Raw genomic sequence first — 26571 nt, 5'->3', positions numbered from 1 at the left:
TGGAGAGCGGGCCGCGGCGACAGGGTTATCGCAGGTCCATCCCGAGATCGAGAGCGGGCGAGGAATGCGTGAGCCCGCCGACGGAGAGATAGTCCACACCGGACTCGGCGTACGGCCGCGCGCGGTCGAGCGTGAGCCCGCCGGACGACTCCAGCCGCGTCTTCGGCGACACCTCGTCGCGCCGCGCGACCGCCTTCACGCACTCCTCCGGCGTGAAGTTGTCCAGCAGCACCTCGTCCGCCCCGGCGGTCAACGCCTCGTCCAACTGGGCCAGATCGTCCACCTCGACCTCGCACGGCAGCTGCGGCGCGTGTTCCCGCGCGGCCGCCAGCGCCGCGGTGACCGAACCGGCCGCGACCACGTGGTTGTCCTTGATCAGCACCGCGTCGCCAAGACCCATCCGGTGGTTCACGCCGCCACCGCACCGCACGGCGTACTTCTGCAGCAGCCGCAAGCCCGGCGTCGTCTTGCGCGAATCCCGTACCGCCGCACCGGTTCCGTCGATCGCGGACACCCACGCCGCGGTCGCCGTCGCCACTCCGGACAGCAGGCACAACAGGTTCAACGCCGTGCGCTCCGCGGTCAGCAACCCGCGCACCGGACCGCGCAGCACGAGCACCGGCTCCCCCGGGACGGCGGCCGAGCCGTCCTCACGGATCGAGACCACCTCGTAGTCGTCGCCGAGCACCTGGTCGAAAACCGCCAGTGCCACCGGAATCCCGGCCACGACACCGGCGACGCGCGGCGTCAGCTCCGCCACCGCGCGGGCATCCGCCGGAACCGTGGCCGCCGTCGTGGCGTCCGGCCCGTACCGCAAATCCTCTTCCAGCGCGGTGGTCACGACCCGCCGCACGTCCGCGACATCCAGCCCGTCCACCACCAGCGACCGCACGACCGCTTCGGAGAATTCCCCGCTCATGCCACCCCTTCCAACGACGCCGCCTCGACCAGTACCGGCTGTCCCGACGGGCTCAGCCGGATCAGCTGGCTCCGCCGCAGCCCTTCGTCCCGCTCGGGGAAGTCCGTCCGCACGTGACATCCCCGCGACTCCGTCCGCCGCTCCGCCGCCGCCAGCAAGGCCTGGGCCGCCAAGGTGAGCGCCGCGTCCTCCACCCCACTGTGTGTCCACAACGGACTGTCCGTTGTCGACAAGTCGAGCGCCGAGACCGCTGCCGCGAGCCCGTCCGCGTCCCGGCCGATCGCCGCGTACCGGCTCATCACCCGTTGCAGCACATCACGTTCCGCCGTCGGCGCGACCGTCCGTTCCGGAATCCGGCCCCGTGCCGGGTCCGGCAGCAACCCGGCGGCCAGATCCGCGGCGACCGCCTCCGCGGTCCGCCGCCCGACGACCAGCCCTTCGAGAAGACTGTTGGACGCCAGCCGGTTCGCCCCGTGCAACCCGGTCCGAGCGACCTCGCCCGCGGCATACAGCCCGCGCACGCTCGACCGTCCGTCCACAGTGGCCACCACGCCGCCGCACGCGAAGTGCGCCGCGGGCGTCACCGGAATCGCGTCCACCGCCGGGTCGATGCCGAGCACCGCGCACGCCGCGTGCACCGTCGGGAACCGCTTGGCGAACCCGGGAATGTCAGTGGCGTCAAGGAAAACGTGATCGTCGATGCCGCCGGGGGCCAGCAACTGCCGCCGGGTGATCGCCGCCGCCACGACGTCGCGCGGGGCCAGATCGCCGAGCGGATGCACCCCGGCCATCACCGACGCGCCCGCGCCGTCCACAAGCGTCGCACCTTCGCCGCGCACCGCCTCCGTGACGAGCGGACACCGCCCGCGCGCGCCCGGCGTGTACAGCACCGTCGGGTGGAACTGCACGAACTCGACGTCGGCCGCCGTCGCCCCGGCGCGCAGCGCGAGCGCCAGCCCGTCACCGGTCGCGATCTCCGGATTGGACGTCGCCTGGTACAGCTGCCCGAACCCGCCGCTGGCCAGCACCACCGCGGACGCGCGCACCACACCCGGCACACCGTTGCGGTCGAGCACCGTCACTCCGGCCACCTCGCCCGCGGGCGTGCGCAGCGCGTCGGCCGCGATGTGGTGCTCCAGCACCGGAATCCGCCGCTCGCCAGCCTGCGCGACCAGCGCGCGTTCAACCTCCGCGCCCGTCGCGTCGCCGCCAGCGTGGATCACCCGGAACGCGCTGTGCCCGCCCTCGCGAGCCCGCGACAGGCCGCTCGAACTGTGATCGAACACCGCGCCGTTCTGCCGCAGCTCGGTGACTGCCGCTGGACCGCCGCCGACGATCGACCGCACCGCGGCCTCGTCGCAGATCCCGGCTCCGGCGGTGAGCGTGTCCGCCGTGTGCTTCTCGACCGTGTCGCCCTCGTCGCGCTCGCCGTCGAGCACCACGGCCACGCCGCCCTGTGCCCACCGCGTGTTGCCGTCGGCGACCGCCGCCTTCGTCACGACCAGCACGTGCAGCCCCAGTTCGCGGGCCCGCAGCGCCGCCGACAACCCGGCCACGCCGCTGCCGATCACCACCACATCGGCCCGTGCTTCCCAGCGCGGATCCGGTGAGGTTTTCGCCTCATCGGCGTTAACTAGGCCGCTCATTCTCCACCGCCAGGCTGCCCGATTTCGATCATCCGCCGCACCGAGGCGCGGGCCCGCGAAGCCGTTTCGGGATCGACGTGGACCTCGTCCGCGCCCTCGGTGAGGCTCCGCAGCAGCGCGGCCGGGGTGATCATCTTCATGTACCGGCACGAGGCCCGGTCGTTCACCGCGCGGAAGTCGATCTCCGGCGCGGCCTTGCGCAACTGGTGGATCATGCCGATCTCGGTGGCCACGAGCACCGAGGTCGCCTTGGTGTCGCGCGCCGCGTGCACCATGTCCCCGGTGGACAGGATCTTGACCCGATCCGGGGCCACCGCGCCCTCGCCGGCCAGGTAAAGCGCCGAGGTCGCGCAGCCGCATTCGGGGTGGATGAACAGATCGGCGTCCGGGTTCTCCTCGGCGCGCGCGGCCAGCTCGGCCCCGTTGATCCCGGCGTGCACGTGGCACTCCCCGGCCCAGATGTGCATGTTCTCGCGCCCGGTCACGCGCTTGACGTGCGCGCCGAGGAACTGGTCCGGAAGGAAGAGAACTTCCTGGTCAGCGGGGATGGAGGCGACGACGTCGACCGCGTTCGACGACGTGCAGCAGATGTCCGTCTCGGCCTTGACCTCGGCCGTCGTGTTGACGTACGAGACGACCACCGCGCCCGGGTGCTCGGCCTTCCACTCGCGCAACTGCGCGCCGGTGATGGAATCGGCGAGCGAGCAGCCCGCCCGCGCGTCCGGGATCAGCACCGTCTTCTCCGGAGCCAGGATCTTCGCCGTCTCGGCCATGAAGTGCACGCCGCAGAAGACGATCGTCGACGCGTCGCTGCCGGCCGCGATGCGGCTGAGCGCCAGAGAGTCGCCGGTGAAGTCCGCGATGTCCTGGATCTCCGGGACCTGGTAGTTGTGCGCGAGCAGCACCGCGTCGCGCTTGCGGGCGAGCTCCCGCACGCGGGCGGCCCAGTCCGCGTCCGCCTCGACCCCGCCGTAAGGGGTCAGATCCTGGTCAAGCGTGGTGGTCATGTCTTCGGCCCTCTCGACTTTCGCCGGCCTAGGAACCGGATCGACCCCGGTTCCTCCCCATCCCAGTTTTCGCCTTATAATCGAAAACCGTGCGAAGCCATCTTAACACCCGAGCCCCCCTGGCCCACGAGGTTCTGGCGGCAGTCCTTCAAGTGCGCTCCGACACACTGCGCGTCCTCTTGTGGCGCCGAGCACTAGATCCACACCTGGGCCGCTGGTCCCTCCCGGGCGGCCGGCTTCGCCCCGACGAGGACGTCGAAACCTCCATCCGACGGCAGCTCGCCGAGAAGGTCGACGTCCGCCAGCTGAAGCACGTAGAGCAACTAGCCGTCTTTAGCGCCCCAGACCGCGTCCCCGGCCCACGCGTCGTAGCCACCGCGTTCCTGGGCTTGGTCCCCTCCGACGTGGACCCAGCAGTCCCCGAAGACACCGAGTGGCACGACGTGAACGCCCTGCCGCGCACCGCGTTCGACCACGAGGCCATCGTGCTGCGCGCCCGCGACCGTCTGCGGTCGAAACTGAGCTACACCAACCTGGGTTTCGCACTGGCCCCAGAGGAATTCACCATCTCCGCACTGCGCGGCCTGTACTCCGCCGCACTCGGCTACAAAGTGGCCGCGACGAACCTGCAACGCGTGCTCCAACGGCGTGGTCTGCTGGTCCCCACCGGCCACACCGCCGCCCCCGGTCGCGCAGGCGGACGACCTGCGGCGCTGTTTTCTTTTGCCGCGAAAGACATGCACATCACCGACCCTTTCGCGGTCCTGAAGCCCCCGCCGCGGCGGTGAACACGAACTGCGCCAGCGCTCCGCAGCCCGTACCGTGGACCGCGTGACCGAGCCAGAGCAGTGCCCCAGCGGGACGGCGACCCTGCCGTTGTTTCCGTTGCAGACAGTGCTGCTCCCCGGTACGCACCTGCCGCTGCACATCTTCGAACCGCGCTACCGGCAGCTCACCGCGGACCTGGTGACCGGCACCGTCCCCGAACACGAATTCGGCGTAGTCGCCCTGCGCGCGCCGCTCGTGCGCGAGGTCAGTGGTCTGGACCACGTGTACAGCGTCGGCTGCAGCACAATCCTGCGCGAGGCAAAACGCCTTCCCGACGGCCGCTACGACGTAGTCACCAAAGCAGCCCGCCGCTTCCGCCTGCGCGAACTGCACCGGGCGTCCGCCCCGTACCTGATGGCCGTGGTGGACTGGCTTCCCGACGACGCGGTCCCCACCACAGCGGAATCGACGGCCCACCAACTGGCCAAGGTAGCCCGCGCCGCCCACGAGCGATACTGCGAAGCAGCCTGGCACGCAGACGACTGGCACCCCCCGCACGACGACGCCGACCTGGGCGAACTCGCCTACCAACTAGCCGCCGACTGCCTCCTTCCGCTGGAGGATCGTCAGCTGCTGCTGGAGGAAACGCATCCCCTGCGCCGCCTGCGCATCGTCTGCCGCCTGCTCACGAGGGAAGCCGGATTCCTGGAAACCCTCGGCGCGGTGCCGCTGCCGCCGACCGAACTGGCGACCTTCACCAAACCCGCAGACCTGAACTAACTCCGCCGCGGTCCGTGCGGGCCACCCTCACGAACCCTGATTCCCTCAGGGTTCCCCTCACGACCCACGCACCCGCTCCGACGGCCGTGAGGGGCCCCTTCACGGACTTAGATTCCCTCAAGGACCCCTTCACGGACCACCCCACCGCCGCGATGCACCCAATGTGGCGTTCGGTGCGTCCCACGCACCCAATGTGGCATTCGGTGCGTCAGATGCACCCAACGCCACATTGGGGCGCTAACCCCCGCATCGCGAACCCACCGCGACCAGCCACTCAGCCGCGTGCACCCACTGCCCAACCGCAGCCCGCGCACCCCAACTCGCGATGCACCCACACCACCCAACCGCACCAGCGCACCCAACTCGAGGTGCACCCGCACCACCACCTAGCCGCACCAGCGCACCCAACTCGCAGTGCACCCACACCACCCCCGCACCCCGATACGAAGCCGAAATGCGGACGGCGGGTGCTTGTCAAGGCATCTTTCCCGCCTTGACAAGCACCCGCCGTCCGTCAGCACAATCAAGCTTCGGGGTGCCCCACGCAACCACCGTGCGCAATGTCGCCGCCAGGCGACGAGCCGCCCCCAGAGACTCACCCCAACCGCCGCCCAAGATCCTCCCGCCCATTCCAAGCCGTCATCAACGCGTAAACCAAACACGTCACCAACGGCGCGGCCAGCACCACCCACCCGGTCTCGATCCGAGGCGCCTGCTCAACCACCGCCCCCAGCGCGGGCGGCGCGTCCACCGAATACTTCGAGTTGGCGAAAGCGGGCCCCATCTGCGTCCCCAGCCAAGCCGCGACCAACGCCCCGCCGGCAGCCGCGACCAGCACCACCGGCCCGCGCCGCTCCCGCAGGAACCACACCACCAGCCCGATCAGCAACCCGGTCGCCATCGCGAGAAACCCGAACACAGCGAGATCGTCAAACCGATGCCAGCTCTCCAGCTCCAACGCAGCCAGCTGACCGTTGGTGCTGATCACCCGAACCCGCTCGGCCGGAGCCAGCAGAGACCACAACCAGCCCATCGGAATCCCCAGCAACGCGGCAGTCGACAAGACGCTCACCGCGGGGAGAAGATCGGCCTTCACCACCACCCGAGGACGCTGCGGCGGAAACAACACCGGCACCGACCACCCCTCGGCAACCGCCGACGACCGATGCGCCGCCTTTCCCGCGGAATCGACCACCGGGGACTCCCTTCTGGATTGGATTGCCGCGACTTCGTCGCGGCGGAGAAATCGCCTTCATCCGGTTTCTTCCCTCCCGATCCGCTCGGCCCGGGGGCCGATCGGATCGCTCAGTCCAGAAACCGGGGCGATTTCTCGGTGGGGGCGAGTTGGGGTTTCAAGGTACTTGGGGTTGCTTGGGTTTGCGCGGAAGGCCAGGGGGTGTCATGGGTGGTTAAGCGCGGAGGGAGTGGTTGAGCGCGGGGGCGTCAGTTTTGGGTGGAGGCGGTGGCGGTGAAGGCTTCCGGGTCGAATTCGCCGCCGAACCACGGGGACAAGCCCAGGCGGGCCTGCTCGGCGAAGGTGTCGCGATCGGCGGCGCCCAATCCGGCGGGGAGGGCGCCCAGCAGCGGGGCGCCGGCGGCGACCGGCAGGTCACGGAGGTTTTCCAGGGCGGCCAGGTCGGGGGCGCTGGGCCAGGAGCCGATGACGACGCCCACGACGTTCAGGCCCCGCCGGGTAGCGACTTCAGCGGTCAGCGCAGTGGTGTTGAGCGTGCCCAGTCCGGCTTGGGCTACCAAAACCACCGGGGAGCCCAGCGACCAGGCGACATCCGCCAGCGTGCTCCCCTGCGCATCGAACCGGACCAGCAGCCCGCCCGCGCCCTCGACCAGCGTCAGGTCGTGCGTGGCGTCCAGTTCGCTCGCGGCGGCGGCGATCTCGCCGGGGCCGACGGCCGGGAGCCCGGAGCGGCGGGAAGCGGCTTCCGGGGAGAGCGGATCCGGGTAGCGCCGCAGTTCGCGGATCGTCAGGTCCTTGCCCGCCAGCCGCACCACCTCGGCGAGGTCGCCTGCCTCCCCGGGGAGCACGCCGGTCTGTGCGGGTTTCAGCACCGCGACGCGTTGTCCCTGCGCGAGGGCCAGCGCCGCGATCGCCGCAGTGGCGACCGTTTTGCCGACGTCGGTCCCGGTTCCGGTCATCACGAGCGTCGTCACGAGCCATCAAGATATTGACGTGCTCCCCGATGTCAACACTCGGGGTTCCCTCGCGCGCACCGGAGGGCACGCGCGAGGGCCTGAGTCAGCCGGCCGGGGCCGCCGCGGGCGCCCCGGCGGCCATGAACTCCCCCGTCGCCGGGTCGGACAGGTACACCTGCGCCTCGCCGACGTCGAAGTACAGCCCGGTCAGCGCCAGCTCCCCGCGTGCTTCGGCCTCGGCTACCAGCGGATATTGCCGCAGATGCGTCAGCTGCTGCAGGACGTTGTGCAACGCCAGCCGGTCCGGTTCGCGCTCCGGACGTTCCCCGCCGAGGGTCACCGCCCCGCCCCGCTTCCGGCTCGGTTCGGCGTGCACCAGCCAGGTCGCCAGCGCCGTGTCCGAGGGCGGACCGCTGGCCAGCGCGCCCATCGCGCCGCACGAGGAGTGCCCGCACACCACGATTTCCCGCACGCCCAGCACCCCGACCGCGAATTCGATCGCCGCGTTGGTCGACGGATCGGCCTGCCCGGGCGGCACCAGGTTGCCGATGTTGCGGATGGTGAACAGGTCGCCCGGACCGGACGTGGTGATCAGGTTCGGCACGATCCGCGAATCACCGCAGGTGATGAACAGCGTGTGCGGCTGCTGAGCGTGCGCGAGACCGCTGAGGACGTCCTTGAGCAGCGGCGCGGCCCGGCGCTGGAACTCGGTCGCGCCCCGGTGCGTGCGCTGCCCGGGAACCCGCACGTCCACGGCCTGCCAGGCCGACCACGGAGCCAGCCACCTGGGCATCGCGCCGGCCGCCGCGGTGCGCCGGAGCGTCGGACGGCCTTCCTTGCCCTTGGCGAACCACGGATGCCCGATCTCGTCGACGACCACCGTGCCGCCGGTCCGTTCATGCGCCTGCTGCCAAGCGGAAAGGCTTTCGAACGCCGCGTGGTCGAGGTAATCGGCGACCAGCTCCAGCGTCACCTTCGACCCCTCCGGGATCGTGCCCAGCACCTTCGTCAACCGCGGCACCGACAGGAACGTCAGCACGCCTTCGACGATCACACGCCATTCGCCGCTGTGCTGCTCGGCATGCACGCCCGACCACACGGTGCGGCGCAGCATCAGCAACACCGCCAGCACGATCCCGGCGAGCACGCCGGTCAGCAGGTCGAACACGACCACCCCGGCGACGGTCACCAGGTAAAGCGGCAGATCGCCGTGTCGCAGCACCTGCCGCAGATGCCCGGGATTCACCAGCTTCGCGCCGACGTGCACGAGCAGCCCGGCGAGCGCGGCCAGCGGAATCGACTTCAGCACCCCGGCCAGCGCGACCACGAACACCAGCACCCACACGCCGTGCAGGATCGCCGACGCCCGCGTGCGCGCCCCGGCCGCGACGTTCGTGGAACTGCGCACGATCACGCCGGTGACCGGCAGCCCGCCGAGGGTGCCGGACACCATGTTCGCCGCGCCCTGGCCGATCAGCTCGCGGTCCAGGTTGGCGCGCGGACCGTTCTGCAGTTTGTCGACCGCGACCGCGGACAGCAGGCTCTCGACGCTGGCGATCAGCGCGATCGTGACCACCGCGACCGCGACCTGGCCCCATCCGCCGTCCGGCAGCTGCGGCGCGAAGCGGATCTGCAGCAGATCGCCGGACAGTTCGACGCGCGGCAGCGTCATCCCGGCGGCCAGGGACACGAGCGTCGCGACGGCGATCGCCGCCAGCGGACCGGGGATTTTCTTGACCTGCTTGGGCAATTTCGGCCAGATCAGCAGGATAGCGAGGGTCAGGACGCCGATCAGCGCGGCGGCGTCGTGGTGGGCGACGATCTGGGCGGGCAGCTGGGCGATGTTCTCCAGCGCCGAACTCTGTGCCTTTCCGCCGAGCAGCACGTGCAGCTGGCCCAGCACGATCGTGACGCCGATCCCGGCGAGCATCCCGTGCACGATCGCCGGCGAGATGGCCAGCGCCGCCCGCGCGACGCGGCTCAGGCCGAACAGGATCTGCAGCGCGCCGGCGAGGACAGTGATCAGGCAGGTGACCGCCCACCCGAAGGTGGAAATCGTCTCGGCCATCAGCACGGTGAGCCCGGCGGCAGGCCCGCTGACCTGCAGTGGGGAGCCGCCGAGAGCGCCGGCGACCACGCCGCCGACCACGGCGGCGATCAGCCCGGCGACGATCGGCGCGCCGGACGCGAGGGCGATCCCGAGCGAAAGCGGGACCGCGACGAGGAAGACCACGAGCGAGGCGGGCACGTCGTGGCGAAGCACGGCAAGTCGTCTCATGATCACCAGGAAACCGGGATCCCTGTGAAATGTCCGCTATGTCCCACCCTATGGAGTGGATCTTTATCGAATTACCCACGATCGGGTTGTGCGACTAGGCTTGGTCCACTACGTGCAGCCAGGCAAAACCCGAAGAAACTTCAGGCTTTCGCCGCGGCAGCCAGCATCGCCCCCGTGATCACCGCCAGGTCGGCGCCGGTGCTGATGTACGGCGGCATCGCGTAGATCAGGTCCCGGAACGGCCGCAGCCACGCGCCCTCAGCCGTCACCACTTCGGTCGCGACGCCCATGTCCACCTCGTGATCGAGCTGCAGCACGCCGATCGCGCCCAGCACCCGCACATCCACGACGTGCGGCAGCTCCCGGGCCGGCTCAAGTCCTTGGCGCAGCGCGGTTTCGATCCGCGCCACATCGGACTGCCATTGGCCTTCAGCCAGCAAACCGAGCGAAGCGTTGGCGACCGCCGAAGCCAGCGGATTTCCCATGAACGTCGGGCCGTGCGCGAGCACCGGCAGCTCTCCACGCGTGATGCCGTCAGCGATTTCGGGCGTGCACAACGCGGCGGCCATCGTCAGATAGCCCCCGGTCAGCGCCTTGCCGACGCACAGCACGTCGGGCGTCACGCCAGCGTGCTCGGCCGCGAAAAGCTTTCCAGTACGGCCGAATCCGGTCGCGATCTCGTCGAACACCAGCAGCACGTCGTGTTCACGAGTCAGCTCGCGCAGCGCTCGCAGGTAGCCGGGATGGTGAAACCGCATGCCGCCCGCGCCCTGCACCACCGGTTCCACGATCACCGCGGCCAGTTCGTCCGCGTGCTGCTCGATCGCCTTCGCCAGTTCGTCCACATAGGACTGATCGACCTCAGTGCCGAACCCGGACGGCGGCGACGGCACGAAAACCTGGTCCGGCAGCACTCCGCGCCACAGCGAATGCATGCCGCCGTCCGGATCGCAGACGCTCATCGGGGTGAACGTGTCGCCGTGATAGCCGCCGCGCCAGGTCAGCAGCCGGTGTTTGCCGGGCAGCCCGCGAGAACGCTGGTACTGCAGGCACATTTTCACCGCGACCTCGACCGAAACCGAGCCCGAATCGCACAGGAAGACGTGCTCAAGCCCGTCCGGAGTCATCTCGACCAGCGTCTTCGCGAGCGTGATCGCCGGTTCGTGCGTGAGCCCGCCGAACATCACGTGGCTCATCCGCCCGGCCTGCTGCGCCAGCGCGGCGTCGAGCACCGGGTTCCGGTACCCGTGCACCGCCGCCCACCAGGACGACATGCCGTCGACCAGTTCCCGTCCGTCGGCGAGCTTCAACCGCACTCCGCTGGCCTCTTCCACGAGAAGAGGCGGCACGCGGCCCGGCATCGGCGCGTAGGGATGCCAGACGTGCGCGGCGTCGAGGGCGAGGAGATCGGCAGCACTGGGTTCCACCCGCCGACCCTAACCGGGCGGCGGGCGGAACCGCAGTGACAGCCGCTACGCCGCCTTCGTCCGCACCGGCAGCGCCAGCACGCCGTGCACCAGCGAACTCGGCCGGTAGACGATGTCCTCGGCGGGCACGGCCAGGCTCAGCTCCGGGAACCGCTTCAGCAGCGAGCCCAGCGCGATCTCCGCCTCCAGCCGGGCCAGCGGCGCGCCGACGCAGTAGTGGATGCCGTGCCCGAACGCGAGGTGCCCGCCGGGCGGACGCGTGACGTCGAGCGTGTCCGGGTCGGGGAACTTCTCCGGGTCCCGGTTGGCCGCCAGCAGCGAAATGTTGAGGAATTCGTCGGTCGGGATGGTGACACCGTCCGCCTCGACCTCCTTGACCGTGTAGCGCAGTGTCGCGAAGTTGATCGGCCCGTCGAACCGGAGGAATTCCTCGACCGCGCCGGGCATCAAGCTCGGGTCGGCGCGCAGTTTCTCCGCCTGGTCGGGCGCGCGCAGCAACGCGAACGTGGCGTTGGCGATCAGGTTGACCGTGGTCTCGTGCCCGGCGATCAGCAGCAGGAACGCCATCGAGATCAGTTCGTCCCCGTCGAGGGAATCGCCTTCGTCGCTGGCGTGCACGAGGTCCGAGAGCAGGTCTTCGGCCGGTTCGGCGCGTTTGCTCTCGACCAGCTGCTGCAGGTAGCTCTGCATCTCGCCCGCCGCCGCGGCTTGGGCTTCCTCGTCCGCGGCGAACGACAGCAGCAGGTGCGACCAGGCGGTGAACTCGCCGCGGTCCTCGATCCGCACGCCGAGCAGCTCGCAGATCACGGTGATCGGCAACGGCTCGGCGAACGCCTGCACCAGGTCGACCTGCTCGTGCCGGGCCATTTCGTCCAGCAGCGAGTCGGCGATCTCCTGGATCCGCGGCCGCAGCCGGGCGACGGTGCGCGCGGTGAACGCCTTGTTCACCAGCTTGCGCAGCCGGGTGTGGTCCGGCGGATCGCTGTTGAGCATGTGCCGGGTGAGCAGAGTGCCGAAGTCCGGCCCCTGGACGTCCTGGCCGACCTTCGCCGCGATCACCCGCGCCACGTCCGTGCTGTCCTTGCTGACGCGCGGATCGTTGAGCAGCTCGCGCGCCTGCTCGTATCCGCTGACCAGGTAGGACGGGATGCCGCGCCGGGCGGTCATCGGGCACACCGCACCGGATTCGCGCCGCCGCGCCAGCCATTCGTGCGTGCTCTGCCAGAATTCCTCGCCCGCGTAAGGGAGTTCTTCGGTTGGTTCGTCGACGTTCACTGCGGGGACCCCCTGTGCAGTTCGGTCAGCGCTCTGCCAATGCCGCCTCGACGCGCTCGACCACTTGTTTCCAATATGCCCGCTGCTCGGCCTTCTCCGCCACGTCCGCGAGCCGCTCCTGGCGGATCTTCAGCGTGCTGCGCTTGCCGAGGTCCGCGACTTCGAGCTCCAGCAAGGAATCGTGGTCCCAGTCCGTCGGACGCCAGGTGAGCCGCAAGCGGTCGTCGGCGTAACTGCGGATTTCGCCCGTGGTGCCGTGTTCGGTCTCGTATCCGGCCCCGCGCTCGCGCGGCAGTTCGACGCCAGGGCCGAGCCAGATCTCCACGCCGTCCCCCACCAGGAACTCCCATACCCGGCTGCCCGGGTACGGCATCGTGCGGGAAACGGCTGTCTCCCAACCACTCCGCCCGGTCTTGCCCTCCTCGTTGGCCATGCCGCCATCATGGCATCGGGGACCGACGGAAACCGGTGCGGGATCATGCGATCGTGCGCTACCGCCCCATCTCCCCCGACGCCCTGGCCGCCGAACTGACCGAGCGCGTCGACGCGCTCACGCACCGCCGACGAATCGCGGTCGCGATCGACGGAGCAGCCGGAACGGGCCCGCTCGCCGAGGCGCTGACCGGCCCGCTGAAGCTGCTCGGCCGGGCCGCGCTGCACGTGCCCGCCACGGGATTTTTGCGACCAGCGTCACTCCGTTTCGAGCACGGCAAACAAGATCCGGACGCCCGGTATACCGATTGGCTCGATGTGGGCGGTCTGCGCCGGGAAGTCCTGGCCCCGCTCGCCGACGACGGCAGCGGCGAAGTGCTGCCCGCGCTGTGGGACGCCGAACGCGACCGCGCGACCAGGCTGCCGCGAGTCCCGGTGCCGGACCGCGGCGTCGTAGTGGTCGACGGAGAGTTCTTGCTGGGCGCGGGATTGGCGTTCGATTTCGTGGTGCATTTGTGGCTTTCCCCGGGTGCACTGCGCCGTCGAGTCTCCGACGAATGGGCGCTTCCCGCATACGAACGCTACGAGAACGAAGTCGACCCGAGTGCCCTCGCGGACGTCGTGGTCCGCGTGGACGACCCGCGCCACCCCGCGATCTACGAACCCTGATCCCGGGTCAGCGGACCGCCGCCACCGGATCGCCGTCCAGGAGCGTCGAGAGGCGCTTCGCCATCGTGTCCCAGCGCCAGTTCTCGGCGACCCACGAACGGCCCGCCTCGCCCATCCTGCGGGCGCGGACCGGGTCGGACAGCAGCGCCGCCAAAGTCTCCGCGAGCTGCCCCGGGTCGCGGCCGTCGACCACGTGGCCGGTCACCTCGTCCAGCACCGCCTCCGGCGCTCCGCCGGACGTGCCCGCGACCACCGGCAGCCCGGTTGCGGACGCCTCCAGGTAGACGATGCCGAGCCCTTCCACGTCGAGCCCCTTGCCGCGCGTGCGGGCAGGCATCGCGAAGACGTCGCCCGCGTTGTAGTGCGCGGGCAGTTCCTCCCACGGCACCGAGCCGGTGAAGACGACGTCGTCGGCGACATTGAGCGCCTCGGCCAGCTGGGTTAGACGCTTGCGGTACGGACCGCCGCCGACGAGCAGCAAAGCCGCGCCGGGCACGCGCTCGCGGATCGCGGGCAGCGCGGAGATCAGCATGTCCTGACCCTTGCGCGGAACCAGCCGCGAAACGCACACGATCGTCGGCCGGTCGCCGAGACCGTGCCGGGCGCGGATCTCTTCACGACCAGCCGGATCCGGCGCGAAAACCGTGGTGTCGACGCCACTCGGCAGCATTTCGAGCCCAGCATGCCGACCGAACGCGGCGGCGAACCGGTTGCGCGTGTACTTGCTGACGTATGTCACGACGTCGACGGTGTCGCCGATCCTCCGCAACGCCTGCCGCGAGCCCGGAAGCATCGACCAGCCGACTTCGTGCCCGTGCGTGGAAGCGACGATCCTGCGCGTGCCGGCCTGCCGCAGCGAATGCCCGAGCAGCGCGAGCGGGGCGGCCGCACCGAACCAGACGGCCTCACAGTCGCGAGCGCGCATGATCTGCTTCGCGCGACGCAGGACGTCCGGGGTGGGCAGCATCAGCGACGTCGGGTGCCGCACGACTTCGAACGGGGCGGCCGCGTCGAACTCGACGTGCGAACCGCTGCTGCGCTCCCACGAGGGCGCGTAGACGACGAGGTCGTCCGCGGGCAGCCGGGTGGCCAGCGAATTGAGGTAATTCTGGATGCCCCCGGGGCGCGGCGGGAAGTCGTTCGTCACGAGCAGGGTCCTCAGCACCCCCGCAGGCTACCGACGGGCGGTTTCGCCGGAGCGGGCCGGTGAAGCGAGCACGCCTTGTCGGGTACTTGCCGACCTGCGAAACCGGCGAACGATGCGGTGGTTACCGGTCGGCGGCCCGGTCCTCGCGACGATGGAGTGCGCCGCGGAGCGCGCTCGCGATCCCTCGTTGCAACCGCCGCAGGATCCTGATCGTCTCCTCGTCCGAAAAGCCGGTCGTGATCGACCAATCGATGCCGGAACCGAACACGTCGCTGGCGAACACGATCTCGGCGGACACCAGCAGCCGTCGCCAGTCCGGAACGCTGAGCGGCTCACCGGCAGAGAGCGCTGCTTGGAGGCGCCGCCCGTCCTCGTACAGACCAGCCAGGCCCTGGAAGCCCATCGCCACCGCGAGTTCCTCGGTGCAGTCCGCTGGCCCGCCCCACTCGCCCAGCCCGCGAGACAGCACCGCGCGCTCGTCGTCAGTCAGCTCGATCGCCACCAGTTCGTTCACCGGCGAATCATGCCCCGAACGCCCACGCCACCATGAGCGGGAACTCTTCGCGCCAGAACGCGCCGCCGTGCGATCCGGCTCGCTCGGTCAAGACGACGTCCGCCCCGGCTTCGCCCAACGCGTCCGCCCACCTAGTCGCGTTCTGGAGGAAAAACGGTTCCTGCGTGCCAGCGACGAGGTACGTACGCGGAAGCGTCGGCAGTTCAGCGGGCGGTCGATAACCGCCTCCGGGCGAGGCGCACAAGACCGTGCCGTAGCCGTCCGGATGCCGAAGCCCCATAGCCAGCGCCAGCTCTCCCCCGGCCGAGACACCGCACACCGCAGTGCGCTCGGCGGGCAGTGCCACCCCGAACCTTGATCGCGCCCAATGGCGGACGTCCTCGCAGAAAAACTTCTCGTGCGCCGAGAACCGCTCCGGATCGAAGCCCGGCGAGTACTCATGGAGCCGCAGGGTCTCGTCGGCCGAGCGGTGCACACCGACGATCATCGTGGACGGCACGTCCGCGGCTTCGAGGTCACTGCCCCACTGCGAGATCACCTTGCCGTCACCGGCGAACACGACCGCCTCGGGCCGATCCGCCGGAACGTAGACCGTGACCTCGCGACCGCCGTCGTATTCGAAGGTCTCGGTGACCAGCTCGCCCGCGAGCGACATCGTCGACTCCTTCGGTCAGCACTGCCGTCAGCCAGGCGTGAAGCTAGCGGATTTCTTCGCCGCCGGTTCGTCAGTCGCGAAGACCCCGCGAAACGACACCGGGGCGGCACCGCGTCATGCGGTACCGCCCCGGTGAGGCGAGAACGTCCGGTCAGGCGACCCGGCGCGCGCCCACGTACTGGCTCTGCAGCGGCGAGATCTTGACGACGTCGCCGGTGGTCGGCGCGTGCACCATCATCCCGTTGCCGATGTACATGCCCACGTGCGAAACCGGCGTGTAGTAGAACACCAGGTCGCCGGGCTGGAGCTGGCTGCGCGGGACCGGCGTGCCGGTCTGGCTCTGCGCCTGGCTCGAACGCGGCAGCGAGACGCCCGCCTGCCGGTAGGCCCACAGCATGAGACCGGAGCAGTCGTACGAGCTCGGCCCGGTGGCGCCCCACTCGTAGGGCTTGCCCCGCTGGCTCAGCGCGGCCTGGACGGCAGCCGCCGCGGCCGGGCCGGCGGCCGAGAGGTCCGGCGAGAAGTCGCCGCCGGTGTCCTTCTGCGAGTTCCGGTCCGACTGGCTGAGCCCGGACGTGGTCTTCTTCAGCTCGGCGACCTGGTCGTCGAGAGTCTTCTTCTTGGCCGTGATGTCTTCGGTCAGCTTCGCCGCCGCGTCGCGCGCCGCGGTGGCCCGCTGCGCGGCGTCGGCGGCCAGCTTCTCGGCGGCCTTGGCCTGGTCGACCGCGCCCTGGAGCTTCTCGAGCGCGGTGGCCTTCTGCGACGCGATCTGGTCCAGCGCCGCCGAACGGTCGAGGAACTCCTGCGTCGACGTGCCCGCCAGCAGCGCGGACAGCTTGTTCATCTGCACGCCGGACAGGAACGACGCGTTCGCGAACTTGTCGACGTCGACCTTGTACTTCTTCTCGTTCTCGGCGGCCTGCGCGGAGAGGTTGTGGGCGTTGCCCACGTCTCCGTTGGCCTTGTCGAGGTCGCCCTGCCGCGCGGACAGGTCGTCTTTGGCTTTGAGGAGGTCCTCGTTCGCCTTCTCCGCCTGCGCCGCGAGGTCGCGGTACTTGGCGAGAGCGTCCGAACCGGAGTCCGGCGGGGCCTGGAGGACGGGGAGGGGGGAAGCGGCTGCGGTGCCCGCTGGCTGCGCCGCGGTGACGATTGCGATCACCGAGGCGGCCGCGAGGGCGCCTGACACCACGCGCTTGACTGGATGCGACTGCACGGCCGCGCGGGTCTCCTTTGCTCGTCGGGCCGCCGTGGCCGGAACCCCGGCGCGGAAGAGGTCGGGGGGCCCTCTTCGCGCACGCTTTCCGTTCGCGTTCCGGCCGTCGTGTTCCACAACAGCTTTTCCGCGCACGGTGGTTGGTTCCGATCCTGACTCCCCGACAAAGCCGAACCGGCGGCGATCCCGCGTCGCCGTCGTCCGACAGCTGCCTGGCGCGAGATCTCGGCCAGGTTACGAAAAGACCGTCGGCGCGTCCACCGGGCCCCCCGTAAAAACTCTCCGTAGTCCGGTGAAACACCATCGGACCAGCAAGGCAGTTGAATGTGACTTAGACCACACGCTGCGACAGCGCAAACGGCCCTCTCCGTTACTTACCGTTTACCGCACCGAGGCGACCGCTCGGCGAGCCAGTGTCACCCACTGGTGTCACGCCGACCTACTGTCTGTCTCCGGAACCAGGCGCAGCCGCGGCACCATCCCCGCCTCGGCGAGCGCGTCGACAGCTCGCCGTTCGTCCGCGTCCCAGACGAGCCCGACCGGCGGCCCGAGCAGCACGCTGACCACGCAATCGGCACACGCCGCCCCGCGCACCGCACACCGGTCGCAATCGACGACGAACGTGTCGATGTCCTCGACCGCGACGTCCACCGCACCGGCCGGACGCCGCTCTTCTCGGTGGGAGGTAACGGGTTTCGCCCGCTTCGCGCTCCGCGACGCGCCCGAGTGCCGCCGCGCCGAGCGCCGGGACCGGGCAAGGTCGGCAGGCTCGCCCGCACCCGCCGACTCGTCGGCCTCCGCCTCGTCCACCGCACCAGGCCGCACCCGCTCCTGCGCGATCAGCGAGCCCGCAGCATCAGTTCCTGTTCCCGACCGCGTCTCCGCCTCTCCCTCCGCACCCGACAGCGGCACCTGCTCGCCCACGCCAAGCGAACCCGCAGCATCAGCCGCTTCTTCTGCTCCCGGTGCCGTCCCGGCGCCGACCGCCTCGCCAGGCCGCCGCAACGCGACAGCCGCAGACTCAGCACTCCCGCCGGAACCAGCTGAAACACCGCTTTCCCGGCGCGCCTCCAGATCCCGGTCCCGAGCCTCCGCCGTGGCCGGATTCACCCCAGTGGCAAGACTCACCGCCGAACTCACCCCGCCCGGGTGACCGCCCCGGTCCGGCGGCCGAGAACGTTCAGCCGCCCCGCCGTCGACACCGGCGACCCGATCCCCCGGACCCGCCGCGAAGCGAACTTCCCCGCTGACCCCGGCCGAGCCCGCCGCACGCACGCCGGAACCGACCCCGAATCGCTCCTGCTTGTCCTCGCCCATCGCTGAGCCTCCGTTCCTCCGAGAAGTCCCGGACCGGTTCCGGGAATCGCCTCGGGAACAAACGGTAGGAAGCACCACCGACAATTTTCGGGCCCCGCACGTCGGGCAGGGTCAGACTCGACCCAATCGGCTGACGAGCACCGCCGACGGAGCGGGGTGCGCGCCGGCCGCGCGGACCGAGTCCGCGACCGCCCGGTCGGACGTCGCGACGACCATCAGGCGGCCCTTCGGCTCGGCCGCGACCAGGGACCGGATCACGTCGTCGGCGAGCACGCCACGCTCGGAGAACAGCACTCGCACCCCGCGCGGCACCGCGGCGGGCACCGACAGCACGCCAGCCCCGTCGAACACCACCGTGACCTCCGCCGACGTGCGCGCCGCCAGGGCCGAGAGCTGATGCACCAGCCGGTCTCGCTGGTCGGCCAGCGCCAGCTCCGGATAACCCGTTTTGGTGACGTTGTAGCCGTCCACGATGAGATGGACGTTCGGCAACGCCAGATGCCGGTCGAGCGCCGTGACGTCCTGGATCCGCCCGCCGGGGCCGAGCCCGGACCGCGCGCCGCTCACCATGTCGGCAGGGCGCGCGCCGCGGTCGCCCAAAGCGAGTTCGCGACGTAAACCGTGCACGGCACCGTCGATCGTGTCCACCAGCAACGCCAGCCGGACCTCGTCGGCCTCCCTGGCCTCGCGCGCCGATTGTCGGGCCATCTCCGCGTCCGCGACTGCCCGTTCAGCACGAGCGCGTTCGGAAGCGACCCGACGGCGTTCCCGGTCGAGCTGCACGTTCAGCGTCTCGATCTCGCGTTGCCGCGTCACTCCCCCGTCGGCCAGCTCGGTCCGCGCCGCTTCGGCCGCGTCCTTGGCCTGCCGCAGCAGCACGCCCTGCTCGCGCAGTCGGCGCAGCAGCTTCTCGACCTCGGCTTCGCGTTCGCCGCGCACGCTCTCGACCGCCCCACGCGCCTCTTCCAGATCGGCGCGCAGCTCGGCGAGTTCGGCTTCCAGACGTTGATTCCGGGCCAGCGCCGCGTCCCGCTCAGCGCGCAACGCGGTTTCTTCGGCGTTTTTCGCGACCAGCCGCACGCGTCCGGCCGCACCGGATTCACCGAGCAGCACAGCGGCGGCAGCGGCCGCGACGGAGTCCGAAACGTTCGGGTCCAGCGCGTCTGTCCGGTGCTCCCGCAGCCATTCGAGGACCGCGGTCCGGAATTGCGCGGAATCTCCTAACGCGGTCAGCAGCGCGGTGCCGCCGAGCTTCGCGCGCTTGGCCGGGGCGAACTTCGCGACCGGCCGCAGCTGCCTCGGCACGTCCGCGACCGGCAGTTTCGCGACCGCGGCGGCGGCCAGTTCGGCGATGCGCTCGCGCACCGCCTCCGGCAGGCCCGTCCACGACGACGGTTCCGGACAAGTCCCCGCTTCCGGGACCTCGGCGTCCTCCTCCGCCCGCGCCGGAACCGCCGAGGGGCCGACGGCCTCCGCGGCTTCTTCCGGTTCGACGGGCTGGGGGTGCATTGGTCCAGGGTAGGCCCCGCCGCCGGATCCCGCGCCGCACCGGCCCGTTCCGCTGGTCACCATCGGGCCACGGGCGGCGTGCGCGAAGATTGTCGGTGGTCGGTCCTACTGTGCGCGATCATGGAGACCCGACCGAGGCCGGACCAGGTTCAGCTGGCGTTCGACGAGCTCGGCACCCCGCTGCGGGACACCACGTTCGTCGTGTTCGACCTCGAGACCACCGGCACCAAGCCCGGCCCGGACGGGATCACCGAGATCGGCGCGGTCAAGGTCCGCGCCGGACAGGTGCTGGGCGAGTTCGCGACGCTGGTCAACCCGGGCACGCCGATCCCGCCGCAGATCGTCGAGCTGACCGGGATCACGCAGGCGATGGTCTACGACGCGCCGCGGATCGAACGCGTGCTGCCCGCGTTCCTGGAGTTCATCGCGGGCGCCGTGCTGGTCGCGCACAACTCCGGCTTCGACACCAGCTTCATGAAGGCAGCCTGCGAAGGCCACGGCTACGTCTGGCCGCGCCCTACCGTCGTCTGCACGGTGAAGCTCGCGCGCCGCGTCATCCCGCGCGAAGAAGCGCGCAGCTACCGGTTGTCGTCGCTGTCGATGCTGCTCGGCGCGCGCACCCGGCCGACGCACCGCGCGCTCGACGACGCCCGCGCCACCACCGACGTCCTGCACGCGCTGCTGGAGCGCGTCGGCAATCTCGGCGTCCATACCGTCGAGGAGCTGATCGACTACCTCCCGAACGTCACGCCAGCCCAGCGCCGCAAGCGAAACCTCGCCGCCGACCTCCCGTCGCGGCCCGGCGTGTACCTCTTCAAGGGACCGCGCGACGAAGTGCTGTACGTCGGCACCGCGCGGGACCTCAGGCGGCGCGTGCGGACTTATTTCACCGGTTCCGAAAGCCGGGGCCGGATCCGGGAAATGGTCGCGCTGGCGGAGCGGGTGGACGCCATCGAGTGCGCGCATTCCCTCGAAGCCGAGATCCGCGAACTGCGGCTGATCGCGGCGCACCGGCCGGCGTACAACCGGCGCTCGAAAAACCCGCACCACGGCTGGTGGATCAGCCTCACTGACGAGGCTTTCCCGCGGCTTTCCGTGGTACGCCTGCCGCGCGCGGGCACGCTCGGTCCGTTCCGCAGCCAGGCCGACGCGCGCACCGCCGCCGAGACCCTCGCCGACGCCTCCGGCCTGCGCACCTGCACGCAGCGCATCTCGGCCACTTCCGCGTCCGGCACGCCGTGCGTTCTGGCTGAGCTCGGCCGTTGCGGCGCGCCGTGCGCAGGCAGGCAGACCGTCGCCGACTACTCCCCCGCCGTGGAAGCCGCCCGTGGACTTATCGCTGGTCACGACGGCCGTCCGTTGCATCTAGCCGCAGCGAGGCTGGAGGAGATGTCGGAGCGAAGGCACTACGAACAGGCCGCCCGGCACCGCGACGAACTGGCCGGATTGGTCCGTGCCGTCGGACGCGCGCATCGGCAGGCAGCGCTCGCGTCGGTCGCGGAGCTCATCGCGGCTGCCCCGGACGGCAATGGCGGCTGGGAACTGTCCGTCATCCGCTACGGCAGGCTCGCTTCCGCTGGGGTCGCGCGCCGTGGGGTGCCGCCGATGCCGGTGGTCGAATCCCTGGTCGCCGCAGGGGAAACCGTGCTGCCTGGCGATGGGCCGTTGCGCGGTGCTCCTGGCGAGGAAGTCGGAATCCTGCTGCGCTGGCTCGCCCGGCCTGGGACCCGGCTTGTCCGTACTACGCGGCCGTGGGCCGAACCTGCCGCCGTCGCGGGCTGGCAAGCCTGGCTCGCACAGGTCGCCGACGCCCGCTCCCTCGAACACATCGCAGGCTGACCGCACCGCCGCGGCGTCCTCGGGGGCGTTCCCGGCTACGATCGCGCTCGAGTAGTTACCGCCAGCAAGTGGGAGGAACGCTGTGATCACGGCGATCGTGCTGATCAACGTAGAGGCCGAGGAGATCCCGCAGGCCGCGCAGGCGATCGCGGACCTCGACCAGGTGTCCGAGGTCTACTCGTGCGCCGGGGACGTCGACCTCATCGCCACCGTGCGCGTGCAGGCCCACGAGGACCTCGCCGACCTGATCCCCGGGCGCATCGGCAAGGTTCGCGGCGTGCTCGACACCGTCACCCACATCGCGTTCCGGTCCTACTCGCGCGCCGACACCGACTCCGCGTTCGAGATCGGCGTCGAAGGGGCCTGACCCGCCGGAAATTGTCGTACCCCGGGCTAACGTCCGGGGCATGACGACACTGCGGTTGGCCGAGGTCACCAGCGACAACGTGGGCGCGGCCTGCGATCTGTCGGTGGCGCCCCACCAGGAGCATTACGTGGCCCCGGTCGCTGGCGGAGGCCCACACCCAGCCAGAGACGGCCTGGCCCAGGCTGATTTACGCCGGGGATGACCTCGTCGGCTTCGTCATGGCCGCCTTCGATCGGGACTGTCCGATCGACTACTTCCGGTGCGGCGTCTGGCGGTTGAGCATCGCCGCCGAGCACCAGAAGAAGGGCTACGGGAAGTTCGCCGTCGAAGCGGTGCTGGCCGAGGCGCGTCGGCGCGGGAACGAGTCCGCGACGGTGCTCTGGGAACCGGGCGAGCACAGCCCGCAGCCGTTCTACCTGCGGCTGGGTTTCGAGCCCACCGGCCAGATCCACGAGGGCGAGGTCGTCGCTCGCATCCGGCTCTGAACCCTCGCGGGCCGCGCTACCGTATTTCGCATGACGACCCTGCGTCTGGTCGAACTCACGGTCGACAACGTCGACGACGCCTGCGATCTCAAAGTGGCGAAACCTCAGCGCGACTACGTTTCCTCGGTCGCCCGCTCGCTCGCCGAAGCCTACGTCCAGCCGGACATCGCCTGGCCGAGGCTGGTCTACGCCGGGAAGAAACTCGTCGGCTTCGTGATGGCCGCCTTCGACCCGGACAACCCGACCGACTACTACCGCTCCTACCTCTGGCGGCTGAACATCGCCGCCAAACACCAGAAGAAGGGCTACGGCCGGTTCGCGGTCGAAGCCGTCCTGGCTGAAGCGCGCCGCCGCGACGCCGCATCCGTGACGGTCAGCTGGATGCCGGGCAAGCACAGCCCGCAGCCGTTCTACCTGCGGCTCGGCTTCAAGCCCACCGGCGAGATCGACGACGACGGCGAGATCGTCGGCCGCATCCAGCTCTGACCCCACAGCAAGAAGGCCCCTCCCTCGCGATGAGGAAGGGGCCTTCTCGGCGTTCTCAGGGACTCAGTGCCCGGAACCGACCTCGGTCGACTCCTCGGCCCCTTCGACCTGCGCCTTGCCGTTCCCGTGGCCGTTGCCGCGAGCGCGGTCGAGCGCCTTCGTCTCTTCCGCCGGGTCCGGCGTCCAGATCGAACCCGGGACGGCGTGGCCCGCGGTGCCGAGCTTGTTCATCTTCTTCGGCACCGCCGCGCCCTGGTACTCGAGCGGGATGGCGTGGCCGTGGCTGTCCGTGCCGGCCAGCGGCTGGTGGATCTCGATGAACTCGCCGTGCGGCAGCCGCTTGATGATGCCGGTCTCGACGCCGTGCTCCAGCACTTCCCGGTCGGACCGCTGCAGGCCGAGACAGATCCGGTAGGTGAAGTAGTACGCCAGCGGCGGCACGATCAGCACGCCGATGCGCCCGGCCCACGTCGTCGCGTTCAGCGAGATGTCGAACTGGTCGGCGATGATGTCGTTGAAGCCGGACAGCTCGATCACCGCGAAGAACCCGAGCGCCATCATGCCCAGCGCAGTGCGGACCGGTGCGTCGCGCGGACGCTGCAGCAGATTGTGCGAAGCGTTGTCCTTGGACAGCTTCCGTTCCAGGAACGGATACCCGAGCAGCAGCGCGAACAGGATCGGCATGCCGATCGCGCCGGGGAAGAACACCGCCGGGATCGTGTAGTTCCCGAGGTAGACCTCCCAGGCGGGCCAGATCCGGAGCATGCCGTCTGCCCAGGCCATGTAGAAGTCAGGCTGGGACCCCGCGGACACCATCGACGGGTTGTACGGCCCGAAGTTCCACACCGGGTTGATCTGGAACAGGCCGGACATCAGCGCCAGCACGCCCACGACCAGGGTGAAGAACGCGCCGCCCTTGAGGGCGAAGTACGGCATGATCCGCACGCCGACGACGTTGGTCTCCTTGCGCCGCACGCCCGGGAACTGGGTGTGCTTCTGGTACCAGACCAGCGCGAGGTGCGCGCCGATCAGCGCCAGCATGATGCCCGGGACCAGCAGGATGTGCAGCGTGTAGAGACGCGGGATGATCTGGTCGCCGGGGAACTCCCCGCCGAACAGCGCCCAGTGGATCCAGGTGCCGATCACCGGCACCGACAGCACGATGCCGGACAGGGTCGCGCGGATACCGGTGCCGGACAGCAGGTCGTCCGGGAGCGAGTAGCCGAAGAAGCCCTCGAACATGCCCAGGATCAGCAGCAGGCCGCCGATGACCCAGTTCGCCTCGCGGGGCTTGCGGAACGCGCCGGTGAAGAAGATCCGGAGCATGTGCACCATCATCGACGCGACGAAGATCAGCGCCGCCCAGTGGTGCAGCTGCCGCACGAACAGGCCGCCGCGCACGTCGAACGAGAGGTCCAGCGTCGTCTTGAACGCCTGGGACATCTGCATGCCCTGCATGTTCGTGAAGCTGCCGTGATACGTGACCTCCTGCATGGAGGGGTCGAAGAACAGCGTCAGGTACACCCCGGACAGCAGGATGACGATGAAGCTGTACAGCGCGATCTCGCCCAGCAGGAAGGACCAGTGGGTCGGGAACACCTTGTTCATCTGGTGCCGCAGGCCCTTGGCCAGCTTGTACCGCTGGTCCGCGTTGTCCGCGGCCTCGCCCAGGTGCTTCTGGAGTGCGCTCGTGCCCTTGGTCGGCGTGGTGAGTGAACTCATGACTTACGCTCCCAGAAGGCCGGTCCGATGGCCTCGTTGAAGTCGCCCTTCGCGATCAAGTATCCCTCTTCGTCAACCGTGATCGGAAGCTGGGCCAGCGGCCGCGTCGCCGGGCCGAAGATCGGCTTCGCGTAGTGCAGGGCGTCGAACTGCGACTGGTGGCACGGGCAGAGGATGCGGTTCGTGCGCTGCTCGTACAGGGAGGTCGGGCAGCCGACGTGGCTGCAGATCTTCGTGTACGCGTAGTAGTCGCCGAAGTTGTAGTCCTCCTGGCCCTTGCGCTTGACGACGCGCGAGGCGTCGGTCGGGCGCAGCCGGATGAGCATGACCGGGTTGTCGACCCGCATCAGCGCCTCGGACAGGGCCTTCTCGTCGCCCTTCTCCGATTCGCGGTACGGGAAGACCGTCTCCATCGCGCCCGCGTCGAGGTCCTCGGCCTTGACCAGGGCGACGCCTTCCTTGACGTCCGCCTCGAGGTTGCCGGTGTTGCGCCGCAGGTAGACCTTCTCGCCCTTGAAGTTCGGCAGCCAGCCGGTGTGCCAGAGGCCGTCCTTGTTCTCGGTGTCCTTCCACGGGTCCTTGATGAAGGACGCGATCGGGAGCGCCGCGACCGCGAGGCCGAGCGCACCCGCGCCCGCGCCGGCGGTGCGCTTGATCAGCGACCGGCGGGCGATGCCGTTGCGGGTCCCGGCGTCGGCGAGGTGGGCCAGGATGGTGGCCCGGTCGACCGCGGTCGACGGGCCGTCGCTGCGCTGCTGCACCGAGGTCTCGTGCGGGACGAACTTCTTGGTGTAGAGGATCACGCCGATGCCGAGCGACAGCACCGCGAGACCGAGCGTGACGCCGAGCGCCGGGGTGTAGAGGCTGTAGGTCGAGTGCCCGCTCGGGTCGCTCGGGTCCTTGTACTCCCACCACTTCGGCCAGGCCATCACGACCACGAACGCCAGGCCGGCGAGCGCGGACAGGGAGAACCAGAACGCGACGAGGCGCTGTGCGCGCCGCTCCGCGCGGGTGCCCTCGACCGGCCACGGTTCCGGGTAGTCGACGATTTCCACGCCGTCCAGCTGACCGCCGAGCTTGAGCAGCTCGTCGCGGTCCATCTCAGCCAGCTCCGCCTCCGAGGGCGGCTTGGGCCCTTCGGCACTCATGCCTTCGATCCAATCCACAGCGTAATGCCGACGAGCGCGCCGATTCCGACGACGAAGGCGATGACGCCTTCGGAGGCGGGGCCGACCCCGCCGAGACCGTTGCCGCCCGGGTCGTTGTTGCCGTCGGACACCGACTTGACGTAGGCGATGATGTCCTTCTTCTCTTCCACGCTGAGCTGGCGGTCGGAGAACTTCGGCATGTTCTGCGGCCCGGTGAGCATCGCGTCGTAGATCTGTTCCTCGGTGGCCGGGTCGAGCGGCGGCGCGTACTTGCCCGCCGACAGCGCGCCCCCGCGGCCGGTGAAGTTGTGGCACGAGGCGCAGTTGAGCCGGAACAGCTCGCCGCCGCGCGCCGGGTCGTTCCCGCGCAGCGCCTCGCCGCGCTCCTCCGGACGCTGCGCGCCGCCGCCGTGCGCCTGCACGTAGGCGCCGACCGCGTCGATCTCGCTCGGGGTCAGCTTCGGCGGCTTGCGGGCGGCCTGCGCCTCCTGGCGCGCCGCGGGCATCCGGCCGGAGGAAGTCTGGAAGTAGACGGCCGCGTCGCCGATGCCGATGAGGCTCGGACCGCGGTCCTTGACGCCCTCGAGGTTCGCGCCGTGGCATTCGATGCAGGTGTTGTTGTAGACCTGCTCGCCCTGGCGCAGCAGCGCCGGGTCGCCCTGTGCCTGCGCGGTCTGCGGTTCCGGGGCGAAGACGGCGTACAGGGCGCCGGCCCCCACCAGGGCGACGCCGAGTGCGAGCACGCCCGCGAGGCGCCTGCGCATCTTCGAGCGCGCGCGGAACCGGCGCTCCGAGGATTTGGTGCTGGTGGTCATCT

The 26571-nt window shown here is 70.0% G+C and carries 25 protein-coding genes; 7 read left to right on the top strand and 18 right to left on the bottom strand.

The features are described from left to right. Nucleotides 1–25 precede the first annotated feature (25 nt). Genes nadC through nadA form a run of 3 tightly spaced genes read right to left on the bottom strand, consistent with a single transcriptional unit; the run spans nucleotide 26 to nucleotide 3572 of the window. The gene (gene nadC, locus ACFORO_RS30810) at nucleotides 26–919 is read right to left on the bottom strand and encodes a carboxylating nicotinate-nucleotide diphosphorylase (RefSeq protein WP_377875920.1); all 894 of its coding nucleotides are present in this window, start codon (nucleotides 917–919) and stop codon (nucleotides 26–28) included. Further along, the gene (locus ACFORO_RS30805) at nucleotides 916–2565 is read right to left on the bottom strand and encodes an L-aspartate oxidase (RefSeq protein WP_377875918.1); all 1650 of its coding nucleotides are present in this window, start codon (nucleotides 2563–2565) and stop codon (nucleotides 916–918) included. The genes nadC and ACFORO_RS30805 overlap by 4 nt, the downstream gene beginning before the upstream one ends. Further along, nucleotides 2562–3572, bottom strand: a complete 1011-nt coding sequence (gene nadA, locus ACFORO_RS30800) for a quinolinate synthase NadA (protein WP_377875916.1) — start codon at nucleotides 3570–3572, stop codon at nucleotides 2562–2564. Before nadA ends, ACFORO_RS30805 begins: the two co-directional genes overlap by 4 nt. A 152-nt stretch (nucleotides 3573–3724) precedes the next feature. Here nadA and ACFORO_RS30795 point away from each other — a divergent pair, with 152 nt between their 5' ends. Next, nucleotides 3725–4360, top strand: a complete 636-nt coding sequence (locus ACFORO_RS30795; protein WP_377875914.1) for an NUDIX hydrolase — start codon at nucleotides 3725–3727, stop codon at nucleotides 4358–4360. A gap of 43 nt (nucleotides 4361–4403) precedes the next feature. After that, nucleotides 4404–5120, top strand: coding sequence for an LON peptidase substrate-binding domain-containing protein (locus ACFORO_RS30790; RefSeq protein WP_354737746.1), 717 nt, complete (start codon nucleotides 4404–4406; stop codon nucleotides 5118–5120). A gap of 595 nt (nucleotides 5121–5715) precedes the next feature. Here the strand turns inward: ACFORO_RS30790 and ACFORO_RS30785 are convergent. The 6 genes from ACFORO_RS30785 to ACFORO_RS30760 form a co-directional block, all read right to left on the bottom strand. Further along, the gene (locus ACFORO_RS30785; protein WP_354750275.1) at nucleotides 5716–6315 is read right to left on the bottom strand and encodes a DUF2567 domain-containing protein; all 600 of its coding nucleotides are present in this window, start codon (nucleotides 6313–6315) and stop codon (nucleotides 5716–5718) included. A gap of 248 nt (nucleotides 6316–6563) precedes the next feature. Continuing rightward, on the bottom strand, nucleotides 6564–7289 hold the full coding sequence (gene bioD, locus ACFORO_RS30780) for a dethiobiotin synthase (RefSeq protein WP_377875911.1): 726 nt from the start codon (nucleotides 7287–7289) through the stop codon (nucleotides 6564–6566). Between the two features lie 85 nt (nucleotides 7290–7374). Further along, nucleotides 7375–9549 carry a SulP family inorganic anion transporter gene (locus ACFORO_RS30775; RefSeq protein ID WP_377875908.1) on the bottom strand — a complete coding sequence of 725 codons (2175 nt, stop codon included), beginning with the start codon at nucleotides 9547–9549 and terminating at the stop codon, nucleotides 7375–7377. A gap of 140 nt (nucleotides 9550–9689) precedes the next feature. Further along, the gene (locus ACFORO_RS30770; RefSeq protein ID WP_377875906.1) at nucleotides 9690–10976 is read right to left on the bottom strand and encodes an adenosylmethionine--8-amino-7-oxononanoate transaminase; all 1287 of its coding nucleotides are present in this window, start codon (nucleotides 10974–10976) and stop codon (nucleotides 9690–9692) included. Nucleotides 10977–11021: 45 nt separating this feature from the next. Then, nucleotides 11022–12251, bottom strand: a complete 1230-nt coding sequence (locus ACFORO_RS30765; RefSeq protein ID WP_377875904.1) for a cytochrome P450 family protein — start codon at nucleotides 12249–12251, stop codon at nucleotides 11022–11024. A 25-nt stretch (nucleotides 12252–12276) separates the two neighbouring features. Beyond that, nucleotides 12277–12684, bottom strand: coding sequence for an SRPBCC domain-containing protein (locus tag ACFORO_RS30760; RefSeq protein WP_377875902.1), 408 nt, complete (start codon nucleotides 12682–12684; stop codon nucleotides 12277–12279). 53 nt (nucleotides 12685–12737) lie between these two features. Between ACFORO_RS30760 and ACFORO_RS30755 the strand changes: the two genes are divergently transcribed. Beyond that, on the top strand, nucleotides 12738–13352 hold the full coding sequence (locus ACFORO_RS30755; protein WP_377875900.1) for a uridine kinase: 615 nt from the start codon (nucleotides 12738–12740) through the stop codon (nucleotides 13350–13352). A gap of 7 nt (nucleotides 13353–13359) precedes the next feature. Here ACFORO_RS30755 and ACFORO_RS30750 read toward each other — a convergent pair whose 3' ends face one another. The 6 genes from ACFORO_RS30750 to ACFORO_RS30725 form a co-directional block, all read right to left on the bottom strand. After that, the gene (locus ACFORO_RS30750) at nucleotides 13360–14517 is read right to left on the bottom strand and encodes a glycosyltransferase family 4 protein (protein WP_377875898.1); all 1158 of its coding nucleotides are present in this window, start codon (nucleotides 14515–14517) and stop codon (nucleotides 13360–13362) included. 103 nt (nucleotides 14518–14620) lie between these two features. Continuing rightward, entirely contained in the window at nucleotides 14621–15013 is a 393-nt protein-coding gene (locus ACFORO_RS30745; protein ID WP_377875896.1) for a hypothetical protein, read from the bottom strand. A 7-nt stretch (nucleotides 15014–15020) separates the two neighbouring features. Next, complete coding sequence (locus tag ACFORO_RS30740) at nucleotides 15021–15668, bottom strand: alpha/beta hydrolase (RefSeq protein WP_377875894.1); 648 nt, start codon at nucleotides 15666–15668, stop codon at nucleotides 15021–15023. 151 nt (nucleotides 15669–15819) lie between these two features. Then, entirely contained in the window at nucleotides 15820–16881 is a 1062-nt protein-coding gene (locus ACFORO_RS30735; protein WP_377875892.1) for a C40 family peptidase, read from the bottom strand. Between the two features lie 429 nt (nucleotides 16882–17310). Then, on the bottom strand, nucleotides 17311–17532 hold the full coding sequence (locus tag ACFORO_RS30730) for a hypothetical protein (RefSeq protein WP_037358162.1): 222 nt from the start codon (nucleotides 17530–17532) through the stop codon (nucleotides 17311–17313). A gap of 777 nt (nucleotides 17533–18309) precedes the next feature. After that, nucleotides 18310–19707: an NYN domain-containing protein gene (locus ACFORO_RS30725; RefSeq protein ID WP_377875890.1), complete on the bottom strand. Its 1398-nt coding sequence runs from the start codon at nucleotides 19705–19707 to the stop codon at nucleotides 18310–18312. A 120-nt stretch (nucleotides 19708–19827) separates the two neighbouring features. Between ACFORO_RS30725 and ACFORO_RS30720 the strand changes: the two genes are divergently transcribed. The 4 genes from ACFORO_RS30720 to ACFORO_RS30705 all read left to right on the top strand — a co-directional run bounded on the left by ACFORO_RS30720 (nucleotide 19828) and on the right by ACFORO_RS30705 (nucleotide 22884). Continuing rightward, the gene (locus tag ACFORO_RS30720) at nucleotides 19828–21546 is read left to right on the top strand and encodes a DEDD exonuclease domain-containing protein (protein ID WP_377875888.1); all 1719 of its coding nucleotides are present in this window, start codon (nucleotides 19828–19830) and stop codon (nucleotides 21544–21546) included. A gap of 82 nt (nucleotides 21547–21628) precedes the next feature. Continuing rightward, nucleotides 21629–21913, top strand: coding sequence for an Lrp/AsnC family transcriptional regulator (locus ACFORO_RS30715; protein WP_009074830.1), 285 nt, complete (start codon nucleotides 21629–21631; stop codon nucleotides 21911–21913). A gap of 95 nt (nucleotides 21914–22008) precedes the next feature. After that, a complete protein-coding gene (locus ACFORO_RS30710) occupies nucleotides 22009–22398 on the top strand; it encodes a GNAT family N-acetyltransferase (RefSeq protein ID WP_377875928.1) in 390 nt (129 codons plus the stop codon). A gap of 30 nt (nucleotides 22399–22428) precedes the next feature. After that, nucleotides 22429–22884: a GNAT family N-acetyltransferase gene (locus ACFORO_RS30705; RefSeq protein WP_354750251.1), complete on the top strand. Its 456-nt coding sequence runs from the start codon at nucleotides 22429–22431 to the stop codon at nucleotides 22882–22884. Between the two features lie 63 nt (nucleotides 22885–22947). On the opposite strand, the gene qcrB is transcribed toward ACFORO_RS30705, so the two are convergent. The 3 genes from qcrB to qcrC are packed head-to-tail and all read right to left on the bottom strand — an operon-like array spanning nucleotide 22948 to nucleotide 26569. Then, a complete protein-coding gene (gene qcrB, locus ACFORO_RS30700; RefSeq protein ID WP_354750249.1) occupies nucleotides 22948–24606 on the bottom strand; it encodes a cytochrome bc1 complex cytochrome b subunit in 1659 nt (552 codons plus the stop codon). After that, nucleotides 24603–25754 (bottom strand): cytochrome bc1 complex Rieske iron-sulfur subunit, encoded by a 1152-nt coding sequence (gene qcrA, locus ACFORO_RS30695; protein ID WP_354750247.1) that lies wholly within the window; start codon nucleotides 25752–25754, stop codon nucleotides 24603–24605. Before qcrA ends, qcrB begins: the two co-directional genes overlap by 4 nt. After that, nucleotides 25751–26569 carry a cytochrome bc1 complex diheme cytochrome c subunit gene (gene qcrC, locus ACFORO_RS30690; protein WP_354750245.1) on the bottom strand — a complete coding sequence of 273 codons (819 nt, stop codon included), beginning with the start codon at nucleotides 26567–26569 and terminating at the stop codon, nucleotides 25751–25753. The genes qcrA and qcrC overlap by 4 nt, the downstream gene beginning before the upstream one ends. Nucleotides 26570–26571 lie beyond the last annotated feature (2 nt).

The organism is Amycolatopsis halotolerans (assembly GCF_042647905.1).
Lineage (GTDB): Bacteria > Actinomycetota > Actinomycetes > Mycobacteriales > Pseudonocardiaceae > Amycolatopsis > Amycolatopsis halotolerans.
This window is presented reverse-complemented; position numbering and strand designations above follow the sequence as displayed.